Origin of the sequence: Paraclostridium bifermentans (assembly GCF_964259345.1) — a bacterium.
GTDB classification, from domain to species: Bacteria; Bacillota; Clostridia; order Peptostreptococcales; family Peptostreptococcaceae; genus Paraclostridium; species Paraclostridium bifermentans_B.
The window spans coordinates 86,257-112,649 of sequence record NZ_CAXVJR010000005.1; the positions used below are offsets into that span (position 1 = coordinate 86,257).

Annotated in this window: 25 protein-coding genes; 7 read left to right on the forward strand and 18 right to left on the reverse strand. The window is 27.5% G+C overall.

Annotated elements, in window-relative coordinates:
- Nucleotides 1-6: 6 nt before the first annotated feature.
- From ftsX to ACEXNK_RS10905, 9 genes are all read right to left on the reverse strand, one after another.
- A complete protein-coding gene (ftsX, locus tag ACEXNK_RS10865; RefSeq protein ID WP_373598561.1) occupies nt 7-906 on the reverse strand; it encodes a permease-like cell division protein FtsX in 900 nt (299 codons plus the stop codon).
- Nucleotides 890-1,576 (reverse strand): cell division ATP-binding protein FtsE, encoded by a 687-nt coding sequence (ftsE, locus tag ACEXNK_RS10870; protein ID WP_373598562.1) that lies wholly within the window; start codon nt 1,574-1,576, stop codon nt 890-892. The genes ftsX and ftsE overlap by 17 nt, the downstream gene beginning before the upstream one ends.
- Nucleotides 1,577-1,692: 116 nt before the next feature.
- The gene (locus ACEXNK_RS10875) at nt 1,693-2,610 is read right to left on the reverse strand and encodes a S8 family peptidase (RefSeq protein ID WP_373598563.1); all 918 of its coding nucleotides are present in this window, start codon (nt 2,608-2,610) and stop codon (nt 1,693-1,695) included.
- Between the two features lie 100 nt (nt 2,611-2,710).
- Complete coding sequence (locus tag ACEXNK_RS10880; protein WP_373598564.1) at nt 2,711-3,655, reverse strand: SPFH domain-containing protein; 945 nt, start codon at nt 3,653-3,655, stop codon at nt 2,711-2,713.
- Between the two features lie 17 nt (nt 3,656-3,672).
- A complete protein-coding gene (locus ACEXNK_RS10885; protein WP_373598565.1) occupies nt 3,673-4,098 on the reverse strand; it encodes an NfeD family protein in 426 nt (141 codons plus the stop codon).
- 79 nt (nt 4,099-4,177) lie between these two features.
- Nucleotides 4,178-5,371 (reverse strand): MORN repeat-containing protein, encoded by a 1,194-nt coding sequence (locus ACEXNK_RS10890; protein ID WP_373598566.1) that lies wholly within the window; start codon nt 5,369-5,371, stop codon nt 4,178-4,180.
- 193 nt (nt 5,372-5,564) lie between these two features.
- Nucleotides 5,565-6,578, reverse strand: coding sequence for a PTS sugar transporter subunit IIC (locus ACEXNK_RS10895; protein ID WP_373598567.1), 1,014 nt, complete (start codon nt 6,576-6,578; stop codon nt 5,565-5,567).
- 158 nt (nt 6,579-6,736) lie between these two features.
- Nucleotides 6,737-7,753, reverse strand: a complete 1,017-nt coding sequence (locus tag ACEXNK_RS10900) for an exonuclease domain-containing protein (RefSeq protein WP_373598568.1) — start codon at nt 7,751-7,753, stop codon at nt 6,737-6,739.
- 188 nt (nt 7,754-7,941) lie between these two features.
- Nucleotides 7,942-8,802 (reverse strand): tRNA 2-thiocytidine biosynthesis TtcA family protein, encoded by an 861-nt coding sequence (locus tag ACEXNK_RS10905; RefSeq protein ID WP_373598569.1) that lies wholly within the window; start codon nt 8,800-8,802, stop codon nt 7,942-7,944.
- A 258-nt stretch (nt 8,803-9,060) separates the two neighbouring features.
- Here ACEXNK_RS10905 and ACEXNK_RS10910 point away from each other — a divergent pair, with 258 nt between their 5' ends.
- From ACEXNK_RS10910 to ACEXNK_RS10920, 3 genes are read left to right on the forward strand one after another with little or no spacing between them, the layout of a single operon-like run.
- A complete protein-coding gene (locus ACEXNK_RS10910; RefSeq protein ID WP_373598570.1) occupies nt 9,061-9,264 on the forward strand; it encodes a spore coat associated protein CotJA in 204 nt (67 codons plus the stop codon).
- The gene (locus ACEXNK_RS10915; protein WP_373598571.1) at nt 9,264-9,527 is read left to right on the forward strand and encodes a spore coat protein CotJB; all 264 of its coding nucleotides are present in this window, start codon (nt 9,264-9,266) and stop codon (nt 9,525-9,527) included. The genes ACEXNK_RS10910 and ACEXNK_RS10915 overlap by 1 nt, the downstream gene beginning before the upstream one ends.
- Nucleotides 9,528-9,545: 18 nt before the next feature.
- Nucleotides 9,546-10,118, forward strand: coding sequence for a manganese catalase family protein (locus ACEXNK_RS10920; protein ID WP_373598572.1), 573 nt, complete (start codon nt 9,546-9,548; stop codon nt 10,116-10,118).
- A 69-nt stretch (nt 10,119-10,187) separates the two neighbouring features.
- On the opposite strand, the gene ACEXNK_RS10925 is transcribed toward ACEXNK_RS10920, so the two are convergent.
- On the reverse strand, nt 10,188-10,589 hold the full coding sequence (locus ACEXNK_RS10925; RefSeq protein WP_373598573.1) for a hypothetical protein: 402 nt from the start codon (nt 10,587-10,589) through the stop codon (nt 10,188-10,190).
- Between the two features lie 116 nt (nt 10,590-10,705).
- Complete coding sequence (locus ACEXNK_RS10930; protein ID WP_373598574.1) at nt 10,706-12,094, reverse strand: SH3 domain-containing protein; 1,389 nt, start codon at nt 12,092-12,094, stop codon at nt 10,706-10,708.
- 264 nt (nt 12,095-12,358) lie between these two features.
- Here ACEXNK_RS10930 and ACEXNK_RS10935 point away from each other — a divergent pair, with 264 nt between their 5' ends.
- Nucleotides 12,359-14,509: a type IA DNA topoisomerase gene (locus ACEXNK_RS10935; protein ID WP_373598575.1), complete on the forward strand. Its 2,151-nt coding sequence runs from the start codon at nt 12,359-12,361 to the stop codon at nt 14,507-14,509.
- Between the two features lie 19 nt (nt 14,510-14,528).
- On the opposite strand, the gene ACEXNK_RS10940 is transcribed toward ACEXNK_RS10935, so the two are convergent.
- The 4 genes from ACEXNK_RS10940 to ACEXNK_RS10955 all read right to left on the reverse strand — a co-directional run bounded on the left by ACEXNK_RS10940 (nt 14,529) and on the right by ACEXNK_RS10955 (nt 18,240).
- Complete coding sequence (locus ACEXNK_RS10940; protein WP_373601603.1) at nt 14,529-14,972, reverse strand: YaiI/YqxD family protein; 444 nt, start codon at nt 14,970-14,972, stop codon at nt 14,529-14,531.
- Between the two features lie 446 nt (nt 14,973-15,418).
- Nucleotides 15,419-16,114, reverse strand: coding sequence for a bacteriorhodopsin (locus tag ACEXNK_RS10945; RefSeq protein WP_373598577.1), 696 nt, complete (start codon nt 16,112-16,114; stop codon nt 15,419-15,421).
- 117 nt (nt 16,115-16,231) lie between these two features.
- The gene (locus ACEXNK_RS10950) at nt 16,232-16,870 is read right to left on the reverse strand and encodes a pentapeptide repeat-containing protein (RefSeq protein WP_373598578.1); all 639 of its coding nucleotides are present in this window, start codon (nt 16,868-16,870) and stop codon (nt 16,232-16,234) included.
- A gap of 2 nt (nt 16,871-16,872) precedes the next feature.
- Nucleotides 16,873-18,240: an MATE family efflux transporter gene (locus tag ACEXNK_RS10955; protein ID WP_373598579.1), complete on the reverse strand. Its 1,368-nt coding sequence runs from the start codon at nt 18,238-18,240 to the stop codon at nt 16,873-16,875.
- Nucleotides 18,241-18,324: 84 nt separating this feature from the next.
- Between ACEXNK_RS10955 and ACEXNK_RS10960 the strand changes: the two genes are divergently transcribed.
- Complete coding sequence (locus tag ACEXNK_RS10960) at nt 18,325-19,146, forward strand: MerR family transcriptional regulator (RefSeq protein WP_373598580.1); 822 nt, start codon at nt 18,325-18,327, stop codon at nt 19,144-19,146.
- Between the two features lie 40 nt (nt 19,147-19,186).
- Here ACEXNK_RS10960 and ACEXNK_RS10965 read toward each other — a convergent pair whose 3' ends face one another.
- Nucleotides 19,187-19,852, reverse strand: a complete 666-nt coding sequence (locus tag ACEXNK_RS10965) for an ABC transporter ATP-binding protein (RefSeq protein ID WP_373598581.1) — start codon at nt 19,850-19,852, stop codon at nt 19,187-19,189.
- A gap of 17 nt (nt 19,853-19,869) precedes the next feature.
- Nucleotides 19,870-22,458, reverse strand: a complete 2,589-nt coding sequence (locus ACEXNK_RS10970) for an ABC transporter permease (protein WP_373598582.1) — start codon at nt 22,456-22,458, stop codon at nt 19,870-19,872.
- A 217-nt stretch (nt 22,459-22,675) separates the two neighbouring features.
- Here ACEXNK_RS10970 and ACEXNK_RS10975 point away from each other — a divergent pair, with 217 nt between their 5' ends.
- Complete coding sequence (locus tag ACEXNK_RS10975; RefSeq protein ID WP_373598583.1) at nt 22,676-23,386, forward strand: response regulator transcription factor; 711 nt, start codon at nt 22,676-22,678, stop codon at nt 23,384-23,386.
- On the forward strand, nt 23,355-24,971 hold the full coding sequence (locus ACEXNK_RS10980) for a HAMP domain-containing sensor histidine kinase (RefSeq protein ID WP_373598584.1): 1,617 nt from the start codon (nt 23,355-23,357) through the stop codon (nt 24,969-24,971). Before ACEXNK_RS10975 ends, ACEXNK_RS10980 begins: the two co-directional genes overlap by 32 nt.
- Before the next feature lie 36 nt (nt 24,972-25,007).
- Here the strand turns inward: ACEXNK_RS10980 and ACEXNK_RS10985 are convergent, their stop codons facing one another.
- Nucleotides 25,008-26,393 carry a sensor histidine kinase gene (locus ACEXNK_RS10985; RefSeq protein WP_373598585.1) on the reverse strand — a complete coding sequence of 462 codons (1,386 nt, stop codon included), beginning with the start codon at nt 26,391-26,393 and terminating at the stop codon, nt 25,008-25,010.

Genomic DNA, 26,393 nt, shown 5'->3' on the forward strand with positions numbered 1-26,393 from the left:
GTAAAATTATACTTTTAAATGTTTTCTAAGTGATATTGCACTTCCTACAATACCTATTATAATTCCTATTATTATAAATACGCTAGTAAGTATTATAGCTATTTCTTTAGTAGGTATTAACATATTTCCTGAAGCTACAAAATTCAAACTAGCTCCCATGTTCTCATATACATATTTATACATAAACACAGATATTAAAGCTGATATCATAGCTCCTATTACACCGATAGAAAATCCTTCTATTAAAAATGGTGCTCTTATAAATCCTTTACTAGCTCCTACATATCTCATTATCTTGATTTCTTCTCTTTTACTATAAACTCTACTTCTTATAGTATTAGATATCATAAATAAGCAAACAATAAATAAGCATCCTATCACTATACTACCAACTTTTTTTATAGTGTTAGATAAAGTTAAGAAGTTGTTCATTATATCTTGATAATAGTTAACTTCATTTATATTATTTATAGTTTTTAGTTCATTTGCTATTTTTGATATATTAGTTGAATCATTTATTGTTATTACAAAATAATCATCTAATGGGTTTTTCATTCCGTCTAAAAGATATGCATCATCTCCCCAACTAGATTTCATTTCATTAAATGCCGATTCTTTACTTTCATATCTTACTTCTTTTACGCCATCTATTTCTTTTATTTTATCTTCTACATTATCTCTATCAGATTGTACTAAATTGCTTGGTATAGAAGCTCTTATTTCGTTCACTTCATCCTTTGTATTTTGTATAAACTCATTTGTATTTAACACTATAGATATTACTATTCCAAGTATTATTAATGATGCGCTAACTGAACCTATAGATATAAAACTCATTGTTTTATTACTTAATAGACCTTTTAAGCCTTGTTTTAAATTATATAAAAAACTAGATAATATCTTCATGATGTGCTCCTTTTGTATCTTTTATTACTTGTCCATTTTTAAGTTCTATAGTTCTTTTATCCATTAGTTTAAGTAATTCTACATCATGAGTTGCCATTATTACAGTAGCGCCTTCTTTGTTTATATTATTTAATATCTTCATTATTTCTACAGAGTTTTCAAAGTCTAGATTTCCCGTACATTCATCTGCTATAACAATAGATGGTCTATTTACTATAGCTCTTGCTATAGCAACTCTTTGGCATTCTCCTCCAGATAATTGACTTGGATATCTATTAGCTTTATCTTTTAGTCCAACCTTGTCTAAAACTTCTAGTACCCTTGGTTTTATTTGCTTTGGATTTGCTCCAACTACTCTCATAGCAAGTTCTACATTTTCGTATGCCGTTTTCTCTTTTAATAGTCTGAAATCTTGGAATACAACTCCTAGTTTTCTTCTTAATAAATGTATATTTTTATTTTTTATCTTACTTATATCTTCACCTAATACTGTTAATCTACCTGATGATACTTTTTCTTCTCTTAATAAGAGTTTTAATAGTGTTGATTTTCCAGCACCTGAGTGCCCAACTAAAAATACAAATTCACCCTGTTTTATTCCTATATTTATGTTAGATAAAGATTTTTGTCCGTCTTTATAAACCTTATCAACTTTTGTAAATTTAATCATAACAGTCCTCCTTCTTTAGTGTTTTTTGCAGATTTTTCCGCTCTTTTGTCTACAGATATCAATATTATATCATTTTTGTTACAAATTTGTAACCTTTTCTGTGAATTAATAGTTTATTACTTAAATAAATTTTTAGATATCTTAGGTGATTCTAAAAACACAAGCCCGTTTCCTTGTATATTTTTATCATAATTTAAATCAACAGTGTATTTTATAAGTTGTGCATATATTTCAGCTTCACTAAGCTCTCTTTTAAATTCTTTTATAGAGTAATCTTTTATAAGTGCCAAGGCTCCACTAACATGTGGTGCAGCCATACTAGTTCCATCTAATATAGCATAAGAGTTATCTTTATAAGTAGATAGTATTCCTACCCCAGGAGCCATAATATCTAATAAATTATTACTATTTGAAAAATATGCAGGCTTTGCATTTGAATCTACAGCTCCTACTGAAATAACCTCACTATATGATGCAGGATATGAATATTCATCTGTTTTAGAGCTATTATCTCCATCATTTCCAGCAGCACAAACTACTAGTATATTATTATTTATAGCTTTTTTTATAGCCTTATGAAGATTTTCATCATCTGTATATCCTCCTAATGACATACTTATAATATCTACCTTTTGATTTATGGCATAATTAACAGCATTAATTATCCATGGATAATCTCCTTCTCCATATCTATTTAATGCTTTTAATATCATTAAGTTACAACTTGGGGCTACACTTAAAACAATCCCTGAAACGTGAGTTCCATGCCCAACGTAGTCAGTAACTATACTCTTATTTGAATTATCATCCTTTGTAAAGTTTCTTGTATGAACTATATTTTCTTTTAGCATACTATGATTTATATCACATCCTGTATCTATAATAGCAACCGTAACCCCTTGCCCTCCATCACATTTTTTTGAAAATTTATCTGCTTTTATCATTTTATAACCATATGGAGTAATTTTACTATCTCTACTAACATCTTTAACTTTATATGGAAGTAATTTCATCTTATTTGTCAAAACGACCATCTCCTAAATAATATTTATATTGAATTATATACATTTGTTGATGAATTCGTGATAAACAAACAAAAAAGAGACTACCTTAAAGGCAATCTCTTCTTTTATATTAATGTTGTTTTTTATCTGAAATTAATTCTTTTATTGCACCTATGCTACCAAGTAATCCTTGTGATTCATAAGGTATAAATACTTTATTATCTCCTTTAGCCATTTCATTTAAAGCTTCTACATATTTAACTGATAACATAGCTTCATCGATATTAGCATTTTTAAGTGCATCATATACCATTTGAACTCTTGTAGCTTCCGCATCTGCCACTTTTTTAATAGCTTCTGCTTCCCCTTCTGCTTTTCTTATTTGAGCTTCTCTTTGAGCCTCTGCATGAAGTATAGCTGTTTGCTTTTCTCCTTCTGCCTTTAATATTTGAGACTCTTTAAGACCTTGTGCTTCTGTTATAGCAGCTTGTTTTTTACCTTCTGCAGTAAGTATTGTAGCACGTTTTTCTCTTTCTGCTCTCATTTGTTTTTCCATAGCTTCTTTTATGTCAGCTGGAAGATCTATATTTTTTATCTCAACTCTTTCTACTCTAACGCCCCATTTATCAGTAGCTTCATCAAGTATAATTCTTAATTTATTGTTTACATCATCTCTTGAAGATAATGTTCTATCTAATTCCATAGTACCTATAACATCTCTTAAAGTTGTTGTTGTTAAGTATCTTATAGCTTGAACTAAGTTAGCTATTTCATAAGTAGCTTTAAAAGAATCTGTTATTTGATAATAAACTACTGTGTCTATTGACATTGTAACATTATCCTTAGTTATTACAGGTTGTGGTGGTGAATCTATAACTTGAGTTCTAAGATCTATTCTCTTTACAACTCTATCTAATATAGGAACTACTATATTAAGTCCTGATTCTCCTGTTGTTCTATACTTTCCTAATCTTTCTATTATAATTACTTCTGATTGCTTTACTATTTTAATAGTAGAAACAGCTAATACTATAGCTAATACTATTAAAACTGTAAAAAATATTGATGCAAACATATTAAAATCTACCTCCCTTATATTCTTTCTACAATTAATTTTACTCCATCTATATTTACTATTTTTACATTAACATCTTTAGGTATATGTTTTAAGTCTTTAGAAGCTGCACTCCATGTTTCACCTTCTATTTTTACAAGACCTACTTCATCTTTAGTTATTTCTTTAACTACAATTCCTGTTTTCCCTATTAATGCGTTTATTGTTGATGGTTTAATTTCTTTATTTACTTCAAAATATCTTTGAAGTACTTTTCTTCCAAATATAACCCCTATTCCTGAGAACACGCACATTACTATTATCTGAGTTCCAATTGATGGAACAACTAGTGAAACTACACTTGCTATAAAACATCCAATAGCAAAGAATATAGATACAAAACTTACTGTACTCGCTTCAACTATTAATAGTATTATCCCTATAATAATCCAAGTTAAAAACATAACATCTCCTCCTTAAATATAATATATATTATTTATACCATTTTTTGGATAAAATAATTACTTTGTATCTTTATTGTAACTACTTATTAAACTTATATATATTTTTAATTATATCCACTTCATTATCATTAATATCTATATTTTTAACTTCAAATATTTCATCATTTTCGCTTCCTTCTTTTATATATTTACCATTAATTATTATACTATCTTTTATTTCAACTTCTAACCTAGCTCCATCTATTAAATAATAAGTACCTATTCCGTATTTATTATTATCTTTGAATTCTCCTATATATTTAAAATATTCACAGGTATGTGTTCCTATACCGTCTCTTAATCCATTAACATAATCCCCATCATAGCATTCCCCATCTCTATAGGTATAAGCTCCTTTTCCTTCAAATAAATCATCTTTAAAGCTTCCTTTATATACATCTCCATTTCTATATTTTAATAACCCATCTCCTTTTTTATACCCATATTTAAATTCACCTTCATATATATCTCCATTTTCTGATGTTAATACGCCATAACCATTATATACATTTCCTTTAAATTCACCTATATATCTACTTCCATTTGAATATACATATTTTCCTTTTCCTTCTATCTTTCCTTCTACATATTCACCTTCATACATATCTCCATTATCCCATATATATCGTCCTTTACCTTCTTTTAATCCATTTTTGAAGTTTCCTACAAATCTATCTCCATTGCTGTATGAAATTGTTCCTTTTCCATTTATCTTTCCTTTTTTGAACTCACCTTTATATATATCATTATTTAACAAAGTGTACATACCTACGCCTTCTATTTCTCCAAATCTAAAATCTCCACTATAAATAGTTCCATCTGCATATGTATATTTCCCTATACTATGCATGTTATCTTCTTTCCATAGCCCTTCATATTTATCTTTATTTGCATATATACAAACACCAAACCCACTACGTTTACCATCTGTCAATTCACCTTTATACACATCTCCATTGTCATACTTAATAATCTCATATTTATCATTTTTTTCTTTCTTCTTGTTATTTTTATAGCTATTATATTGGACAAACTCCTCACTTTCTCTAAAGCTATTTTTTTCACTCCTCATACTTAAATTTAATGCATTTGACTTATGTTTAGTTACTATTTTTTTAGATTTTTTAAATTTAAAATTTATTATAAATGCCATTACCTTTAATAGTATAAAAATAGAAGATATTGAAATAAATATTAAAATTACAGTTTCAAAATAGGATTTACTTGTATCCATATAAATTCCCCCTTACATATTTCTTATACTATAAATGTATATATGCAAGTCCAAAAAAATGAATATAACCTTACGACATTATAATACTTGATATGTAATAAAGGAATTTGTTTAAGCTCAAAAAAGGCTATCTCAAAATTATTTCATTTTAAGATAGCCTATATATTCTTATTTTATAATTTTATATTATAACTTATCCTCTTATTTCAGCTGCTGTTACTATTTTATGATTTCTAAATATGTAACTTCCTGCAAACCCTACAATTATACTAAATACTGAGCATATAGCCATTGCCATTATTACTTTTCCTGCTGGGTTAAATGCAAACATAACTGGAAGTGCTGCTGATGGTGCTGCTGTTCCTGGTGCATTATTTATAAGTCCCATCATTGAAACTACAACTCCTCCAAGTGCCCCACTTATAAAATTTGTTATATATATAGGTATTGGATTCGCCGATATTATATCAGCTTGAGTTAATGGCTCTATTACTACTGCTATAGTATCTCTTGTATCTCCAAATTTTAACTTTTTAAATAATATAAAGTTTGACCATGATGTTGCTGATATTGGTAATGATGCGATTGCCATAGGTACTCCTGTTAATCCTAACATTGCAGTTAGTGCCATAGAGCTTAATGGAGATGTTGATATTAATGTGAAGAATCCACCTATTATTATTCCCATTACAATTGGACTAGCATCTGTAGAACCTGCTATTATATCTCCTACAGTCCATAATGTTCCATTTACTACCGGTTCTAATAAAGCTCCGATATATCTTGTTAAAGGTGCCATTATAACTACCATAACTAATAAATCAATTCCTGGTGGTACTTTTTCTTCTAAATATTTAACTACAAATGACATTAAATATCCTGCTATAAATCCTGGTAATATACCAAAACCTGAACATGTTATTCCTAGTAACATTGAATATACTGGCGAAACGCCTAAGGCAGACATTACTAGTGTAGCGGCTGCAAGACCTCCAAGTCCACCACTAATTTCTCCTAGCTCTGCAAGAAATGGTATTCCTAATGTGTTTCCTAAAAGTGAAAATTGTATTGCTTCTACTAGAAATGTAGCACATGCTGCATTTGCTAATGCTCCCATTGCTCTCATTCCATGTGGTGCCTTGTAGCTAAACAGCGAAAATGCGGTTAGCACCATTAATAATACTAATGTTCCTTTTAAAACTTCCATTTTAAAGCCCCCTCTGTCTCATCTGTAGATGAAAAACGTTTTCTTTAGTATATTATAGTCCTTTTTCTTGCTATTTGGCAACAATTTTCTAAATATTTACATTTCTTAATGATATTTTTTTGTCAAAATAAGATGAGCCAGTTATAGCTCAAATACGCTTAATAACTGGCTTGTAGTATTTTGTCTAATTCTAAATTTTCATATGTTAAATCTTCTTCAAATAATGCTATTATTTTTAATAATTCCGATTTATATTGTTCTAAATTTAACTTATAAAAGGATATATCTTCTACTAAATCTAACATATCTAAATATGCATTTTCTAATAAATAAAAGTAACCATCTTTTATATCTATAAGATTGTTAAAACTCATTAATTTTTTTTCTAGATCTTTTATTTCTTCAATATTATGAATATCTATATCTATTGCCGATTGTATATATAATTTAAAAGTTTTTAATACTTCTAATGATATTTCATCTAATTTTATATCTTTACCTTTATCATGTACACTATTTTTATATTCTTCAAATACACTTTCTAAGTTTGGATTTATTTCAACGAAAGGATTTTTTACTATATCTTTTATAACTAATAACTCTCTAATATCTCTATTAGATGATAAGGTTTTATCTAAAATTAAAAGATTATACGCATCTGCTAAAGGATCATGTGCATTTCCATCAAATTCAATATTAGAACATTCTAGTAAGTTTTTTAAAGATACATAATTTATGCATCTAATTCCTTCATTTAAGTACAGTTTTTTTATATCTATAAACAAATCTTTTATATTGCTTACAAACCTTGGGTGGTTATTTTTCTGAGCACTCCTTCTATCAGTGTTATTAAAACATGTTAAATCTAAATTTCCAAAAGTATATATTCCCTCTATGTCAGAAAAATTCCCTAACCATTTTTTAAATTCTCTCATTACTTCTTCATAAGTTGGAGCTTTTTTTATATCTTCATTAGATATTTTTGTAAGCTCTTCTATATGTGGATATATATCTATATCGCTAACTGGCTTTATTAATGATTTAAAGTTTGACGTACGCTTTGTTAATGTATCATATTTAACAGCACCAATAGCAATAATGTCAGCGTTATTTATATCTCTTCCATATTTAGAATTTGACATGTTCATCTCAAAATCTACATATATTCGCTTCATCCCCTTCATCCTTTCTAAAAGCTATAAACATATCTATTTTACCTCTTTTCAAATTTCTATAGTACCATTTTATAATACATCATTGTTAATATCAATTAAAAAGTGGCTTCGCTTGAGCCACCACATGTGCGAATATTCATTAAGTGTAATTCCCTTTTAATCGTAAAAAAGGATGTACAAAGTACATCCTACTCGAATCTCTCTAGGAATGAATGTTTTTGCCCATCTTGTTGCCATCCTAGTACCGAATCCATATTTACATTTTCAGCAGCCTTAAATATAGACTTTTCAACATCTTTGAAATTATCACCTAAACTCTTTATAAGGTCTTTTATTTCGTATCTCTTGTTTCCAGTCTTTTTAGCAGCTACCATACATGCACAGTTAAGTGGCCATATACCACTATTTTGTATAAATCTTACTATATGTTCTTCTCTTATATAATATAACGGTCTTATTATTTGTATTCCATCGAAGTTAGTAGATTTTAGTTTTGGAAGCATAGTTTTGAAGTTACCAGCACATAGTAAATTTAACATTGTAGTTTCTATAACATCATCATAATGATGTCCAAGTGCTAGCTTATTACATCCTAATTCTTCGGCTTTAGAATATAATGCTCCTCTTCTCATTCTTGCACACATATAGCATGGATAATCCTTAGCTATTTCATCTGCTATTTCAAATATTCTCGAATCAAATAAATGTATAGGTATATCTAAGTATTCACAGTTATCTACTAATAATTGTCTTATATCTTTATGATATCCCGGGTCCATAGCAATAAACTCTACTTCAAAGTTTACTTGACTATGTCTTTTTAATTCTTGGAACATTTTAGCCATAAGCAAACTATCTTTACCTCCAGATATAGCTACAGCAATTTTATCTCCATCTTCTACTAAGTTATAGTTTTTTATAGCTTTTATAAATTTAGACCATAAGTTCTTTCTATATCTTTTTACAATACTTCTCTCGATATCTTTAAGTGGCTGTCTTTCATCAAAAGGAACTATAATTTCACAGCCTTTTCCTGCTAATTCGCTCATTAAATCACCTCATTTTTTTGTGAACATGCAACTTATTTTATCACAAAGACTAATGTCAATTCAAGATATTCATACCTTATATCCAGTTATTTACCACAAATCCTTTTATTTTTATTATTTTAATCAGTTTTTATTTTTTAATTTAATAAATTCGCTGTAACTATTTATAAGTACATGCATATTATGCTATTAGATAGTGCTCATATAACTATTATTATCTATATCATTTATAAATTAATTAAGACTGGAGGAGTTTAGATGAATAATAGAGATGTAAAGAAAAACTGTGGGGATTCTTTAGCCAGACCCTATGTAAACGATCAAACTTTTAATAAAATGTACAACTTATCAAAAGCATTAGAGTATGGAACAATATTTCCTGAATTAAATTTATGGGATTCTACTATGTATAATAAAGATTTATATAGAAGTAAAAAAAGATTAAGTGGAGGTAAAAGATAATGCTTACAAGATCTGAAATGCTAACTGATATAGAAGAACTTGTTTTTGCTTGTTTAGATATGAACTTATATTTAGATACTCATACTGAAGATGAAAAAGCTCTAGCTACTTATAATAAGCTTTGTTCTGATCTTGCAAAAGCTAGAATAGATTATGAGAAAAAATATGGTCCTTTAAATAATTTTGGATATTCTCCAACTAAAGCTCCCTTTCAATGGGTAGAAGACCCATGGCCTTGGGAAAATGAATTTTATGAAAGATAAATAAGGAGGAGAATAATTATGTGGATATATCAAAAAACATTACAACACCCTGTAAATCTTAAGTCTAAAGATTTACAAATGGCAAAATTTCTTATAACTCAATTCGGGGGACCTAATGGAGAGTTAGGTGCTGCTATAAGATACTTATCTCAAAGATTTACTATGCCTACAGGCAAATCTAAAGCTCTTTTAACAGACATAGGTACAGAGGAATTAGCTCATGTTGAGATGATAGCTACTATGGTTTATCAACTTACGCAGGATGCTACTCCAGAAGAACTTCGAAAAGCAGGGCTTGGTGCTAACTATGCTCAAAACGGATATGGAATATATCCATCAGATGCTAATGGAGTTCCATTTTCAGCTGCTCCAATAGCAGTTATGGGAAATCCTGTTACAAACCTTCATGAAAACATGGCTGCTGAGCAAAAAGCTTTAGCAACTTATTATCAACTTACAAACTTAACTGATGATGTTGATATAAAAAATGCACTTAGATTTTTAGGTGAAAGAGAAATAGTTCACTATCAAAGATTTGGAGAAGCTTTGATGGATGTATATGAATTCCAAGAAAACAAAAAAACTTTTTAATTAAATATAGTAACAAAAAACTCAAGTAGCTTCTAAATAAATTTATTTAGAAGCTACTTGAGTTTTTTGCTAAATTATAGATAAGACTCTTATTTTAGTGTCTTCATCTAATACGTTAAATACTTTTAAAGTTTCATACTCTTGAGTCATGTATGTCTGCAAATACTTATATAATGTATCTAAAACTTGATATTGCCCTCTAAAATACAATTGTAGATTAGATATATAGATTATATAACACTTATTCATTCTGATTTCAGCATATGGTGAATTTCCTGATAACCTAGCAATTTGAAACATTTCTTTTAATCTCATATATGCACATTCCGACTCTCTATTGTTTACATAGTTACTAAGCCTTTCATCTAAAGCATATTCAATATTTTTTATAGCATCTCTATTCATATAAAATTCTATATAGTAATTATCTCTACTATACTTAAATTGATAAAAATCAGTTATTAAGCACATGACTACGCTCCTTATAATTAGTAATCTGATTATAATGACCTTATTAGTATTTTCATATTATTGTGATATTTATACGTTTTATATAAAAAAATAAAAAGCTTACGCTTTTTATTTTTTTATAATACTCTTCTTGCATTTGTGTATGCAGAACTGTAAAAACTATTTAATTGAGATATAACAACTTTTTTAGCTCCTGATGAAGCATGTATAAACTCATTATTCCCCATATATATACCAACATGGTTAACTGATCCATTGTGGTCTGTATCAAAGAATATTAAATCTCCTTTTTGAAGATTACTTCTACTTATAGCAGTTCCAAATCTAGCTTGCTCTCTAGATACTCTAGGTAAATTTATACCTGCTGCATTTTTGAATACATATTGAGTAAATCCTGAACAGTCAAAGCTATTAGGACCTTCTGCTCCCCATACATATGGCTTTCCTAATTGTTGCATTCCTAATGATATAACAGCATCTGCTCCTTGGCTTACATCTCCACCACCTGAATTTACTGTCCCTAGGTAGTTTGATGACATATATCCTATGTTTCCATTGTAGCTTACCTTCGACCATCCATTACTTTCTGATATTACTCCTACTGTTGTTCCTCTTCCTAGTGAAGTTATTATAGAATAATTTGTTCCTGGTCCTTTTCTAAAGTTAACTCTACTTCCTGTTACTTGTTTGTTTTCTTTAACAGTTGTATCTGTATCTACTTCTCCTGTATCTCCTCCACCTGAGTTTACTGTTCCTAGGTAGCTTGATGACATATATCCTATGTTTCCATTGTAGCTTATCTTTGACCATCCGTTACTTTCTGATATTACTCCTACTGTTGTTCCTCTTCCTAATGAAGTTATTATTGAGTAATTTGTTCCTGGTCCTTTTCTAAAGTTGACTCTACTTCCTGTTACTTGTTTATTTTCTTTAACAGTTGTATCTGTATCTACTTCTCCTGTATCTCCACCACCTGAATTTACTGTTCCTAGGTATTTTGATGACATATATCCTACTTTTCCATTGTAGCTTATCTTTGACCATCCGTTACTTTCTGATATTACTCCTACTTTTGTTCCTCTTCCTAGTGAAGTTATTATTGAGTAATTTGTTCCTGGCCCTGTTCTAAAGTTTACTTTACTTCCTGTTACTTGCTTATTTTCTTTAACACTTGTATCTGTGTTACCTCCACCTTGCGATGAATTCGATACATAGTCTCCATATACAAATCCTTCTGTTCCATTGTACTTGACCTTAACCCATGAACCAACAGATTCTAAATATTCTACTTTATATCCTTTATTTAACTTCCCTATAGAAGCATGATTTGTTCCTGGACCTTTTCTAAAGTTAACTGAATTTCCAGTTATAGTTCTATAATCAACAGTTTTAGCTTGCTCACTCGTATTATTTTCCCCATTTGCAAATGATATACCAGTTGCTGATGGCATTATTATCGCAGCTGAAATTAATCCAGCTATAACACTCTTTCTTTTCAAATTCATATGTATTGTTTGACTCCTCTCCCTATGCTTAAAACTCCATTATGTAGTCTATTTGTTAATTTATACTATAAATATTATTACAAATTTGTAATCTATTGTCTATACATATACAGGTATTGCCATACATTCCATAATAATTCCAAAATTTTCACTCCATCTTAAAGTTAATTTTCATTTCTAGTTTATAAATTGTATAGTTTTATTTGTATGATATTATTTTTATATGATAATATATTTATTAGGTTTTATTAAGGAGGTTTAAGTATGAAACTGATATTAGCAGAAAAACCCTCTGTTGCAAAAACAATAGCATCATTTTTAGGAGCTAAAACTAGAGGTGATGGATATTTTGAAGGAAATAATTATATAGTAACTTATGCCGTTGGTCATTTAGTTTCCTTATATGATGTAAAAGATTACGACAAGGCTTATGCAGGTTCTTGGAAAAGTGAAAACTTTCCTTTTATACCTGATAAATTTAGATTTAAGGTTGATGGTTCTAAAACAAAGCAATTTAATATAGTAAAATCACTTATTCATAGAGATGATGTTGATGAAATAATAAATGCTACAGATAACGACCGAGAAGGAGAGCTGATAGCTTTTTTAATTTTTTTAACGGCTAAAAATAAAAAGCCAATAAAAAGAATACTAGTAAATGAGTGGACTCCTGAAGATATAAAAAGAGGTCTAGCAAATTTAAAAACTGATGAACAAATGAGAAACCTACAAGCTGCAGGATACACTAGATTAGTAACTGACTGGTTAATAGGAATTAATTTTACATCTATGACTACTTTAAAATATGGTAATGGAAAACTTTTAAATATAGGTAGAGTTATACTTCCTACTGTAAAATTAGTTTACGATAGAGATATGGAAATAGCAAACTTCATTCCTAAAACTTATTATGAGATAGAAGGAAATTTCAAATGCGAAAATGGTAGCTATAAAGGTAAATATATAAAAGGAAAAGAATCTAAGTTTGATACTATAGAAGATGCTAACAAAGTAATAGATAGTATAACTTCTGAAACTGGTGTTGTAAAAGAAAAGAAGGTTACAACTTCTAAGGAATATGCTCCTAAGTTATTCAGTTTAACTTCTCTTCAAGGATATATAACATCTAAATATTCTAGCTTTACTTCTGATAAAGTTTTAAAAGTATGTCAGTCTTTATATGAAGGTAAAGGTAAAGGTGGATACATAACTTATCCAAGAACAGATTCTATTTATCTTGAAGAAAGTTTAGCTGGTAAGGCATCTCAAACTTTAGAGAAACTTAAAGCAGGACTTCCTTATGAAGATAAGATTAAATTTAGCAAAAGCAAAAGAGTTTTTGACTCTTCAAAAGTAGACAGCCATAGTGCCATAATGCCTACTTATATAATTCCAAATAAATTAACTCCTGATGAGGAGATTGTATATACTGCTATTAAAGACAGATTTATAGCTAACTTTATGCCTCCAGCACAATATGAAAACACTGAAATTCATACATTTGTCAATGAGCATAAGTTTTTAACTAAAGGTAAAGTGCTTAAAGTTAAGGGATATTTAGAAGTTTATAATAAAGAGGAAAAAAATGATTTATTACCTCTTGTAAATAAAGATGAGGTTGTTGATGTTGTTAAAATGGACATATTAACTAAGCAAACTACTCCCCCTAAATCTTATACTGAAGATACATTACTTAAAGCTATGAAAAACTGTGGTAAAAATGTTTCAGATGAAGATAGTGCTGTATTATCAGGTTATTCTATAGGTACTTCTGCAACTCGTGCTGAGGTTCTTAAAAAGATTGCTGAAGTTGGATATGTTAATAAAAAAGGTAAATCTTATTATATAACTGATTTAGGTAAAAACTTAGTTGAGATATTCCCTTTAAAAGACTTACTTGATGTTGATTATACTGGTAAACTTGAAAAAAGTTTAAGTGATATTCAAAGAGGTGAATATACTAGAAGTGAGTATTTAACTAATATAATGAATTTTATAGTAAATGGTGTTCAAACTATAAAAAATGATAGCAATAAAAATATTAGTACAGAAGTTTATAGTTATAACCCTAAAACTAAAAGATATGCTAAGGGTACTTTTTCAAATGATGGTGCTAAGCAAGATAGTTTAGGTAAATGCCCAGTTTGTGGTAATGATGTAGTTGAATGTTCTAAAGGATATATTTGCACTAATTATAAGGAATGTAAATTTGGTATTTGGAATACTGATAAATTTCTTTTAGCATTAAAGAAAAAGCCTAATAAGACTATGGTTAAGAGTATATTAAAAAATGGTTCTGCCAAGGTTAAAGGTCTAACTAGTAAAAATGGTTCTAAGTTTGATGCTATTTTAAAATATAGTAAAAAAGAAAATGGATATTTCGCATGGGATATGGAATTTGAAAAAGAGAATTAAGCTTCGTATTTATCGAAGTTTAATTCTCTTTTTTCATATTTATTAAATTTATTAAACTCTTTTCAAAGTTTATATCGTCTTCTTTTTGTCTTTTTTTAGGACCTTTCATCTTCTTTCCTGCGCTTCTTGCTTTCTTTGCTACATGTCTTGTAAATAATAACTCATCTATATTTTCATTTGTATAGATTCTTCCATTTTGATTTATAGGTTGTCCCCCTTTTGATAAAACCATAGCAGCTAAACCATAATCTTGTGTTACGACTACATCATTTTTTTCCACCTTATTAACTAGTGCAAAATCTACTGAATCAGCTCCTTTTGGAAGTACTATAGTTTCAACTCCAGCTTTATTGAAGATATGTGATGTATCACACATTATTATAGTCTTTAAGCCAAACTTTTTCGCTACTTTTATAGTTATATCTACAACTGGACATCCATCTGCATCTATTAAAATTTTCATTCTTATTCCTACCCTTATAATATTTTTCAAGGAGTACCGTTTCGGTACTCCTTAGATATAACTATACTATTAAAATGGATAAAAAAAAAGACTGTTTCCGTACAGTCTTTTTAAATGGGTGGGTATTAGGTTTAAAATACTATTTTATGGGGGGATAGTATTTTATCTAAAGGTTATAAGGAATCATCGGGAAATGATTCGCCTATGTCTATATTTTAAAAATTATGTCATTTCCTATTGTCGTCTGTTTATCTTTTTGTCTAATCTTGTTGTCTATGTATACATCATACTACACTTTTTTCTTAAAATCTATACTAAAATTAATATTTTTTGTAAAAAATTTATTTTATGACACTTTAAATTTATTCTTTATTTTTAATTTAAAATATAATTTTAAATTCGACATTTTTCTTTATTTTTACATTATTTATTATACATAATAATTTTTATGGTATTATGTTATCACTCGATAGTTTTCTAAGTTCTACTAAATTTATTAGTATTAAACCACCTCTTGAAATAATATTAATTAGCATAAACACATAGATATCTATAGTTTTATCAATAAATTCAAGCCCAACTGGTCCTAATATCCATATTACAAGATATATTAACCAAATCACAGTGATATATAGTGATAGCTTTTTATATAATACATAAATTGTAGCCCCTTGTGTACTAGCTATATCTTCAATAGGTCCCCATATTAACCATATTGTAGTTAAAAAAGCTATTACACTTATAATAAACCATATATAACTATAAACCCCTATAGATAAATCACCTAATAACCCAGAAGTTATCATTATAATATTAACCAATATAATTTTAGATATTAAAGATTTATCTTTTTTTGAATAATACATAGCCGTAAAACAAAGAGATGTTAATAAAAGAGGTATTATTATTAACCTATCTATATACCTAACAATAAAAAGTAATTGTTCATCTATGATATTTGAATTTTGTTGTATATTAAAAAATATGTAGCAAATAGCAGACCATATAGGTACGAAAAATACTATATAATAATTTATTTTTGGAACTCTTTTAGGATTTTTACTCATTATAAGAATTATTAAAGCTAATAGTAACATTATAACTATATATATCCAATTAAGTATTATTACTTCTCTACCCATATACCTATCACCCTTTCAAATTTACATTATATAGGTATTGTTAGTATTTATGTAAAATTTATACAAAATAAAAAGCTATTTATAAAAATTCATATCTTTTATAAATAGCTTTTTTATCTATTTTATTATTATTCCCATAAGTTTTGCCAGTTCTAGTGTTTGTGCTACAGAGAAAGTTCCACCTTTTAGGTCTTGTAATTTGAACTCACAACCTTCTATATTGCAAGTTGTAAAATCACATCCTTTTAATGAAGTTCCACTAAGTACAGCACTACTTAAATTTGTATCACTTAGTTCTAGTTTGTGATTATCAACCTCTTGGAAAACTGCACTTTGGAAATCACATTCTTCAAATGCTACTCCCTTAAACTTTGAGAATGAAAAGTTTGAATATCTACCTAGACTATCTTTAAAAATAACATCCTTTAATATAGAATCTTCAAATCTTGTTCCTGTTAACTTACAGTTTATAAACTTAGCTCTATAAATTCCACTATCAGCAAAATTTATATTAGATATATTGCAATTTTCAAATATAACATCAGTTATATCTATCTTTCTTAAATCACAACTTTCAAATGTTACATTTTTAAATATACAAGAATTTAAACTAAGTCTAACTTCATAAACTCCAGATATAGTAGTATTTTGTACCAACTTATTTTCCAAGTATTCTTCTTCATAAATCTCATCAATTACATCATAAGCTTCTTCTAAGTCTTTGTTTATCTTTGGTTCTTGTATTTTTCTTTTCATAATTAAAACTCCTTTAAATCTTTATAGGACTCACTTTTTTCTTTCCCATATCCATAGATACCCTTATATTTATTTATATAAATTAGTGAAATTATAATAGTTAATAATTCTGCTACTGGAACTGCTAACCATATTCCATTTATACCTATAAGCTTTGGTAATATAAGTATCCCTGCTACTATAAATAAAAATGTTCTTAAGAAAGAAATAGTTGCAGATACTTTTCCATTTGAAAATGCAGTAAACATGGCTGATGCAAATATATTTACTCCACTTACTAAAAAACTTATAGAAAATATCCTAAATCCATTATACCCTATTTCATAAACATTTGTACCTTTTGGGGTAAATACCGAAACTATATAAGTAGCTGTTGTAAGGGCTATTATAAGTAAAATTACCGAGCTTATTAATATAAATCTTGCACTATATCTAGTTACTTTTTTTAATTCCTTTTTATTTTCACTTCCATAATTATAACTAATTATAGGTGCTACTCCAGATGAGAAACCTATATATACAGAAGTTATTAAAAATTGTCCGTATAATACAATACTTATTGCTGCTACTCCATCTGATCCTAAGTATTTCATAATTACTATATTAAATAACATTGTAGTTACACCACTTGAAAGGTTTGTTACCATTTCCGATGATCCATTGGCACAAGTTTGCATTATCATTTTCATATCTAGTTTAGGTTTTACAAAATATAAAATTGCCTTTTTTCTAAAGAAGTAAATTGTACCTAATGCAGTTGGAATGAAATTTCCAATACCTGTTGCAAGTGCTGCACCTGATATACCCATTCCCATAGGTACTATAAATACATAATCTAGTATTATATTTGTAAGTCCACCAATTACCGTAAATATTAAACCTATATTTGGTTTTCCTGAAGTTATTGTTAAATATTGAAACAATAAATTTGTTATATATGTTGGCATAAATATTAATGCTACATAAAAATAATCTATACAATATTTATCTAACTCTTTTGTTGAACCTAATACTCTTATTATTTGCTTGCAAAATACAAAACCTATAACAGTAATAATAATTCCTAATGCTAATCCAACTAACATTATTAATGTGAAATTTTCTTTTGCTTCTCTTTCTTTACCTTCACCTAACTTCTTTGCTATAACGGCACTACTTCCTGTTGCTAACATTACTCCGATAGCTATTACCACATTTATAAATGGATATATTATGTTAAATGCAGATAAAGCATCTGTACTTACAAATCTAGATATAAAAACACCATCTACTATAGTATATAAAGCCAAAAATATTAGCATAACTACAGATGGCATTGTAAATTTTATAAGCGATGAAAATGTAAAACTTTTTGCTATTGAATTTTCCATGTATTCCTCCTAAAAATAATATGATATCCTATTATAAAATAAGGTATATGGTAACCATATAGTCAAGAGGTGATTTTTCAAATTATGGATATAAATTCGCAAATATATTTTACTACAGGAGAGTTTGCTAAACTTTGTAATGTTGGTAAACAAACCCTTTATCATTATGACAGCATTGGTATATTTTCTCCTGAAATAATAGATGAAAACAACTATAGATATTATTCATACCAGCAACTTGAAGTGTTTGGGGCTATAAATATGTTAAAGGATATTGGTATGCCCTTAAAGGAAATTAAAAATTATTTGGATAAAAGAAGTCCAAAAGAACTTATTTCACTTTTAGAAAAAGAACGTGAATCTGTTATAGAAAAGCTTGATAAGTTAAATAAGATTAAAACTTTTATAGATAAAAAAATAGATAATACTAAAAAATGTTTATCCGATTATAGTGAAAATATAACTGTAAAGCATTTATCCGAAGAAAAGTTAATTATAACCGAGGTTTTAGATAGTTCTAGTGATAAAAAAATCTATGAAGCTTTTACTAAACATACTCGTAATTGTCTTAGTAAGGGAATTAATTCAGCTTATTTTGTAGGTGGCGTTTTAGATTTTGATATTATAAAAAATAAAAACTATTCTACATATGCATATATTTATACAAAACTTTATGAATCAGATACTGAGTTTTCTAATTGTGTAAAACCTAGTGGTAATTATGTAGTTGGATATCATAAAGGTAGCTATTACGATACTGATATAACTTACAATAAAATACTTAAATATATTGAAGAAAACAACCTTTTAATAGATAGTAACTTTTATGAAGAAGTTATTTTAGATGATTTAGCTGTTCAAGGATATGATAATTATTTACTTAAAATTTGTATAAAGATAAAATAACCCTCTACTTAAATAGTAATCAGTAGAGGGTTACTAATTTTTACATAGCTATTTTTCCATCAACTATGTTTATTATTCTATCTGCTTTTTGTGCTATATCAGTGTCGTGTGTTATAACTATCAAAGTTTGATTAAACTTCTTTATAGACTTTTTAAGTAGCTCCATTACTTCTTCTGTAGTTTTGCTGTCTAAGTTACCTGTAGGTTCATCTGCAAGTATTATACTAGGTTTTGTAGCTAAGGCTCTTCCTATGGCTACCCTTTGTTGTTGTCCTCCTGATAATTGACTTGGTAAATGAGTTTTTCTTTCTTTAAGACCTAGTATTTCTATAAGTTCATTTATATAATTTTCATCTATATCATCATTTCCTAACATAAGAGGAAGTTCTATATTTTCTTCTACATTTAAAACTGGTATTAGATTGTATTGTTGAAACACAAATCCTACTTCTTTTCTTCTATACTCTGCAAGTTCTTTGTCTTTTAACTTACTTATATCTTTTCCATTTACTTTTATACTTCCGTCACTTAATCTTTCAAGTCCTCCTAATAAATGTAGTAAAGTACTTTTACCACTACCACTAGGGCCTATTATTGCAACAAACTCTCCTTTTTCTATGTTTATATTTATATCAGTTAAAGCCTTTACTTTGCTTTCTTTACTTCCATAAGTTTTCGATAAATCTATAGTTTCTAGTATATTCATAGTTACTCCTCCAATTTTTATTCAGTTATATTCATCATTTCAACTACACTTATTTTTTCTAGTTTTTTAGCTGGGAAGTATGTTGTAAATACTCCAACTAAAGCATTTAATCCTATGATTATTATAAAATCTATATATCTTATACTAAATTCTATTCCATATTTTGCTACATTAAATGAGTCATAAGCCATTTTATTAAGTATTAAAGATACTACTATAATAATTAAACTAGATATCAAGGTATACATAAGCCCTTCAAAGATTATCATCTTTCTAAAATCTTTGTTATTAAGACCTACTGCTCTTAACATTCCAAATTCATTAGTTCTATCTAATATACTTTGACTGATATTGTTTACTACATTTACAATAGCTATTACAAATAATACTAATACCATTGCTGCGTTGTATATTCTAGATTTTTCATACATTGCATCTGAGTTTCGTTTTTCTTCTACTATATTTCTAGCCATTGCTCCATTTACTTTTATAGTAGTTTTTAGTATTTCATCGTAAACTTTTTTATCATTTGCACCTTCTTCTAAATTAATATTTACAGCTCTATAAACATCGCTATCTGTTGCTTTAGAAAAAGTATCATCACTTACTATTACATCTATACAATTATCACTTGTGTATATGTCCTCTGCCATAAATGGATAGCTAACTACAGCTCCTACTTTAAATTCTTTTTCTATGTATTTAGCATTTACATCTTCTAATGTATAAAATTCTATAGGTACGTTACCATCTTCTCTAAACTTAACTTTTACAGTATCTCCTACCTTTATATTTGCAACTGATTTTCCATTATCAACTTTGTTGTAATATGGTACTCCATCATAATTTTCTTCTACAACTCTTGGAACATAAACTATAGCCAAGTTTTCTTTTTTCATTTTGTTAATATCTATTTTTCCTTCAACCAAGTAATTATTTAATTCTTTTAAAGCTTTTTCATCATAGCCTCTTAAATTTTGTTTTAATATTAATTCATTGTTTATCTTATCTTTTACAAGATATCCTTTAAAAAGTTTTTTTCCTCTAATTGAGTTATTTATAGAGTCAAAATAATCTTCATTGATTATATCTCCCTTATTAATAACCATTCTTCCATTCATTATTTGAGATTTTACAACTTCTTTTACTCCATCTATATTTTCAATTTGTTTTATATCTTTTTTAGTCAATCCATCTCTTTGGTTTCCAGTTCCATATACATCAATCCTCATATCAGAATTATTACACATGGCTCTATCACTTACAAAATCATCTGATTGAGATAGATGTGAACGGTAATTAGAATTTATAAATAAAATTCCACAAATACTCATGGATAGTACTATCATTAAAAATCTCTTTTTATTTCTTAATATATTCTTAAAAGAAATAGCTTTATAAGTTTTCATATACTTACTTAAAGTTTTAACACTCACTCTATTTCTTTTTAAATCATCTTCTTTCCTATTTCCTTTTATAGCATCTATTATTGATAGTTTATTTATTTTTCTATATGTAAAAAATGCTATCAAAAGTAATATTAAAAACATAAATAGTAGTGCTACTAATATTTCAACTATTGGATACACCATATGTGAACTCATTAATTTCCCATCTAAAACTATATTAGTTTGTAACTTGCTTGTTTTTTTATAAGCTATTAAAGAAGCTCCTAGTCCTCCTAATATACCTATAGGTATTCCTATAATTGCAAGTGTCATTAATTCATTTAAGATAAGTTTAAATACTTTAAAGTTTCTAGCTCCTATTGCTCTTAAGATTCCATATTCCTTAAATCTTTTGTACATAGATATATTAAAAATACTATATATAACTACTCCACATATTAAGCTTATAACTACTGCACCTATTATTGTGTCTGAGCTAACATTATTTGCAGAATATGCTATTGATACCAAGTCCTCTGAAACACTCACATTTTCTTCATTTACATTAGCTTTTTTAGCTAGTTCTAAAGAGTATTGTTGTATATCTATTTTCTCGTTAAAAGCTACTCCAATTTCTAAGTGTTCACTTTTATCTTTTAGAGGTAAATACATTTGCATCTTACCCAATTTCTTTTCTGTAGGTCTGTCTTTTATAATACCTACCAGTTTAAATTCTTCATCTTTAACATTTTTGTTTATGTCTTCTATATTAAGTTTTATAGTTTGATTTATTTCTGGTTTTAACCCAAGATTTTTTAAAACCCACTCTTCAACTACTATTTCATTTTTAGCTTTTGGAAAACTTCCCTTTTCAAGCTTTGAGTTTGATATTATATAATCTTCATTGCAATTTAGTATTGCTACAGTTTGTTTTTCTTTATCTGTGGTAACTCCATGAAAATTAAAAGCACCTACATTTTCTACATTATTAGATTCTTCTAATATTTTTAATTGCTTATCATTTAAATCTTTAAATGTTGTATGATATATTCCAGTGTTGTATTTCATAGTTTGAAGTTCATTCATGTTTTGTGTTTTTGTTAAAGTTAATACTCCCACTATCATCCCTACAGATAAAATCATGCTTAATATAATTGCAAAAGACCTTGCTTTGTAGGCTTTCATGTACCTAGCACCTAGATTTACTTTTTTTCGCATTTTACTTCCCCTTTCTTTTTTAAAGCACTGCTTTACTCACAACATCATTCTAGCTTAATTTTTTTACAAAAACAGGAAATTAGTTTCATTGTACAAACTTCGTAATAAAGTCTTAATAATTACATACTTTCGTAATAAAATCTTAATAATTAAAATTGGTTTTATCCATTAATTGTAATTTTTGGTATGCTATAATACTTTTGAAGGAGTGATTTATTTGGGTGAAAATATATTAATAGTTGATGATGATAGAGAAATAGTTGATGCTATAGAGTTTTATTTAAAGCCAGAGGGGTTTAATGTTTTAAAGGCTTATGATGGATTGGAAGCTATAGAAAAGTTACTAGATACTAATATAGATTTGGTTATAATGGATGTTATGATGCCTAATATGGATGGACTTAAAGCAACCCTTAAGATAAGAGAAAATAATAATATTCCTATAATACTTTTATCTGCTAAGGATGCTGATATGGATAAAATTTTAGGGCTTAATATGGGTGCTGATGATTATGTTACTAAACCTTTTAACCCACTAGAACTTATAGCTCGTGTTAAATCTCAGCTTAGAAGATTTATTAATTTGAATAATAGGAGTATCGATGATTGTATTAACAATTCTTTATTAGTTAGTGGTGGTCTTTGTTTAAATAAAGATACAAAGGTTGTTACTTTAGATGGTGAAAGTGTTAAGGTAACTCCTATTGAGTTTAAGATTTTAGAGTTTTTACTTGAAAATAAGGGAACGGTCTTTTCTTCTAAAGATATTTACGAAAATGTTTGGGAAGAAGTTGCTTATCACTGTGAAAAGACTGTTGCTGTTCATATAAGAAGGATTAGGGAAAAGATAGAAATTAATTCAAAAGAACCAAAGTATTTAAAGGTGGTGTGGGGAATTGGCTACAAAATTGAAGAAATTATTTATTAATAATTCTGTTTTAAAGTTATTATCTTTATTTGCGCTATTTTTCTCTTTGTCTGTCTTATTTGAAGTTTGTTTTAATATTATGTTTAACTTTTTAGGTGAATCAACTACCGAGTTCATACCTAAATATTATTTATTTGGTCCGGTTTATAAACATCCTAAAACTTACCTTTTAGAATTCCAAAAGGATATAGCAATTATAACTTTAACTGCTTCGTTAATTTTCTTAGTTATTTATCTTTTCAATAGAAAAGCTAAAAATATAATTTTAGATTATTTTATTTCTTTAATGTCTAAAGCTCCAATAGAAATTATTATATTCTTAATAAGCTTCTTAATTTTATCAAGATATAGCACTTGGAGAATGACTCCAGAGTTTTATGATACCGAACTAGTTAATTGTAACATTATAATTTTATGGGCATTATATTTTACTTTTAATGGATTAATAGCTTCTGAAATTCCATTTAAAAATAGGATTCTTACGTTGTCACTTATAAAAAACTATTTAAATAAATTTAATAAAAATATATTAAGTATAAAATTAAGCAAAATATTTATCTTTGCTATTTGTGTTCAATTTGTATTAACATTTTTATTACTTTATACATATTATTGTTCTATTGTTACTGTTCTTATTTATTCCATACTTACTTGCATTGTAAGTTGTATATGCTTTTCATATGTTTATAAGCTTATCAATGATAGAATTGAATATGTTGAGTATCTAGAACGTAATATAAAAAGTATAGAAAATGGAGATTTAAAGTGTGAATTAGATATTATTGGAAATGATGAACTATCATCTATTGCAAATAGTATTAATAACATTAGCGATGGACTTGATAAAGCACTTGAAACTCAGCTTAAAAATGAAAGAATGAAAACAGAACTTATAACTAATGTTAGTCATGACTTAAAAACTCCACTTACTTCTATAGTAAGTTATATAGATATCTTAAAAAATAATGAACTTGATGATAAAACTACCAAGGACTATATAAATATACTTGATAAAAAAGCTTATAGACTTAAAAACTTAGTAGAAGATATTTTTGAAGCTTCTAAAATAAGTAGTGGTGATATAGAAATAAATCTTGAAAAAACCGATATAAAAGAATTGCTTATTCAAAGTGTAGTTGAACTTGATGATAAAATAGAACATGCTAGATTGGATTTTGTAATAAATGCTCCAAATGAACCTATCTTTACTAATATAGATGGTAAAAGAATGTTTAGAGTTTTCTCTAACCTTATATCTAATATAACTAAATATTCTTTAAGAGGTACTCGGGTTTATATTGATGCTTTTATACAAGATGGATTTGCAGTTATTACGATGAAAAACATTTCAAATCATAAATTAAATATTTCTCCCGAAGAACTTCTCGAAAGATTTGTTCGTGGTGATGTTTCAAGAACTACTAATGGAAGTGGACTAGGACTTTCTATTGCTAGTAATTTAGTTGATATGCAAGATGGTAGCCTTGACCTTGATATTGATGGGGATTTATTTAAAGTTATACTTAAATTTAAAGCTATAAAAACTACTGAGCTGTGTGAGAAAATAGTTGAAGAAGTAGTTTAATAAAAGTAGGGGTACCAAAACGGTACTCCTACTTTTTTATACAATATTATTGTTTAAAGCTTTAAAAGTTATTAAAGCTTTAAACAAATCTCCTTCTACCTCTACTTTAACTTTTCCACCTTGAACCTTAACCAAATTATTTACTATACTTAATCCAAGTCCATATCCTTCACTGTTTCTCGACTTATCACCTTTTACAAATCTATTAGTTAGCATATCTTCATTTGTATCTATATCGTATTTACTTATATTCTTAAAACTAATTTCTATATCATCTTCTTTTTGCCATAAATCTATATAAACTCTGGTGTCTTCTAGTGAATATTTAATTATATTATCTAATAAATTTTCAAATATTCTAGTAGTCTTATCTTTATCTAAATTCATTATTATATCTTCATTTTGTATATTAACTCTTAAGTGTAGATTACTTTCACCTAATCTATCTTTAAAGTTTTCTATAGTATCTTTCAATAAATAAACTATATTTATATTCTCTGTATTTAATACAACATCTTCTTCATCTGAGTTTATAACATCATTCATATTATCTATAAGAGAATTTAATCTATTAGTTTTATTTTTTAATATATCTATTTGCTCTAATACTTCTTCATCATTTAATTTTTCTGTTTTTAATATATAAGTTGAGTTTATTATAGATGTTAATGGAGTTTTCAAATCATGTGATAAGTTTGTTATTAACTGTGATTTATTGCTTATACTCAGCTTTTCTTTTAGTGTTGATTCTTCTACCTTTAATAAAGCTAATTTTAATCTATTAGTTATATACACACATCTTGCTCCAAAGAATACCTCTATATCCTTATCTATTCCTAAGTGGTTTTTTATATATTCCAATCTGCCTTCTCTTTTATCTACATTTTCCATAGCCATTATCAGATTTTCTTTTATTATAGATAAACTCATTTTATTTCCAGCTATTTTTAGTATTAATCTTAATATATTTATTATTAATACCCCTATAAATACTTTGGTTAATAGCATATCTCCATCTCTTACAGATCCTATATATCCAAATACAAGTGCTATATGTAGAATTAATGCTATCCATTTTTTTATGATAATCTTTGTATATATGGAGTTTTCACTATCTTCATCTTTTTTTACATTTAACCTATACCAATATACTGACCTCATCAACACAGTAATCGTACTTATCGCTAGAGCTAAATATATTCCCCATTCTATTACTGTCATAACTTTTAATAAACTATAATAGTAATAGTTATAATATCCATAATAAAATCTATAACTCATAATAAAAAATATAGTAAGTAATATGTAGTACCATACCTTTTGCACTAATAAAGGTTTTGAAAGTGATAATCTAATTTTTAAATCTTCTTCATCAAATACTTTATATCTATCATTAAATTTATATAAAAAAGCTTCAAACAT

Bases quoted from the DNA above. Each gene is read 5' to 3' on its own strand.
- ACEXNK_RS10985 (WP_373598585.1), bottom strand. From the start codon at position 26,393: ATGTTTGAAGCTTTTTTATATAAATTTAATGATAGATATAAAGTATTT.
- ACEXNK_RS10965 (WP_373598581.1), bottom strand. From the start codon at position 19,852: ATGAATATACTAGAAACTATAGATTTATCGAAAACTTATGGAAGTAAA.
- ACEXNK_RS10890 (WP_373598566.1), bottom strand. From the start codon at position 5,371: ATGGATACAAGTAAATCCTATTTTGAAACTGTAATTTTAATATTTATT.
- ftsX (WP_373598561.1), bottom strand. From the start codon at position 906: ATGAAGATATTATCTAGTTTTTTATATAATTTAAAACAAGGCTTAAAA.
- ACEXNK_RS10880 (WP_373598564.1), bottom strand. From the start codon at position 3,655: ATGTTTGCATCAATATTTTTTACAGTTTTAATAGTATTAGCTATAGTA.
- ACEXNK_RS10900 (WP_373598568.1), bottom strand. From the start codon at position 7,753: ATGAAGCGAATATATGTAGATTTTGAGATGAACATGTCAAATTCTAAA.
- ACEXNK_RS10885 (WP_373598565.1), bottom strand. From the start codon at position 4,098: ATGTTTTTAACTTGGATTATTATAGGGATAATACTATTAATAGTTGAA.
- ACEXNK_RS10950 (WP_373598578.1), bottom strand. From the start codon at position 16,870: ATGAAAAGAAAAATACAAGAACCAAAGATAAACAAAGACTTAGAAGAA.
- ACEXNK_RS10960 (WP_373598580.1), top strand. From the start codon at position 18,325: ATGGATATAAATTCGCAAATATATTTTACTACAGGAGAGTTTGCTAAA.
- ACEXNK_RS10920 (WP_373598572.1), top strand. From the start codon at position 9,546: ATGTGGATATATCAAAAAACATTACAACACCCTGTAAATCTTAAGTCT.
- ACEXNK_RS10895 (WP_373598567.1), bottom strand. From the start codon at position 6,578: ATGGAAGTTTTAAAAGGAACATTAGTATTATTAATGGTGCTAACCGCA.
- ACEXNK_RS10910 (WP_373598570.1), top strand. From the start codon at position 9,061: ATGAATAATAGAGATGTAAAGAAAAACTGTGGGGATTCTTTAGCCAGA.
- ACEXNK_RS10905 (WP_373598569.1), bottom strand. From the start codon at position 8,802: ATGAGCGAATTAGCAGGAAAAGGCTGTGAAATTATAGTTCCTTTTGAT.
- ACEXNK_RS10915 (WP_373598571.1), top strand. From the start codon at position 9,264: ATGCTTACAAGATCTGAAATGCTAACTGATATAGAAGAACTTGTTTTT.
- ACEXNK_RS10875 (WP_373598563.1), bottom strand. From the start codon at position 2,610: ATGGTCGTTTTGACAAATAAGATGAAATTACTTCCATATAAAGTTAAA.
- ACEXNK_RS10930 (WP_373598574.1), bottom strand. From the start codon at position 12,094: ATGAATTTGAAAAGAAAGAGTGTTATAGCTGGATTAATTTCAGCTGCG.
- ACEXNK_RS10940 (WP_373601603.1), bottom strand. From the start codon at position 14,972: ATGAAAATTTTAATAGATGCAGATGGATGTCCAGTTGTAGATATAACT.
- ACEXNK_RS10945 (WP_373598577.1), bottom strand. From the start codon at position 16,114: ATGGGTAGAGAAGTAATAATACTTAATTGGATATATATAGTTATAATG.
- ftsE (WP_373598562.1), bottom strand. From the start codon at position 1,576: ATGATTAAATTTACAAAAGTTGATAAGGTTTATAAAGACGGACAAAAA.
- ACEXNK_RS10925 (WP_373598573.1), bottom strand. From the start codon at position 10,589: ATGTGCTTAATAACTGATTTTTATCAATTTAAGTATAGTAGAGATAAT.
- ACEXNK_RS10970 (WP_373598582.1), bottom strand. From the start codon at position 22,458: ATGCGAAAAAAAGTAAATCTAGGTGCTAGGTACATGAAAGCCTACAAA.
- ACEXNK_RS10955 (WP_373598579.1), bottom strand. From the start codon at position 18,240: ATGGAAAATTCAATAGCAAAAAGTTTTACATTTTCATCGCTTATAAAA.
- ACEXNK_RS10935 (WP_373598575.1), top strand. From the start codon at position 12,359: ATGAAACTGATATTAGCAGAAAAACCCTCTGTTGCAAAAACAATAGCA.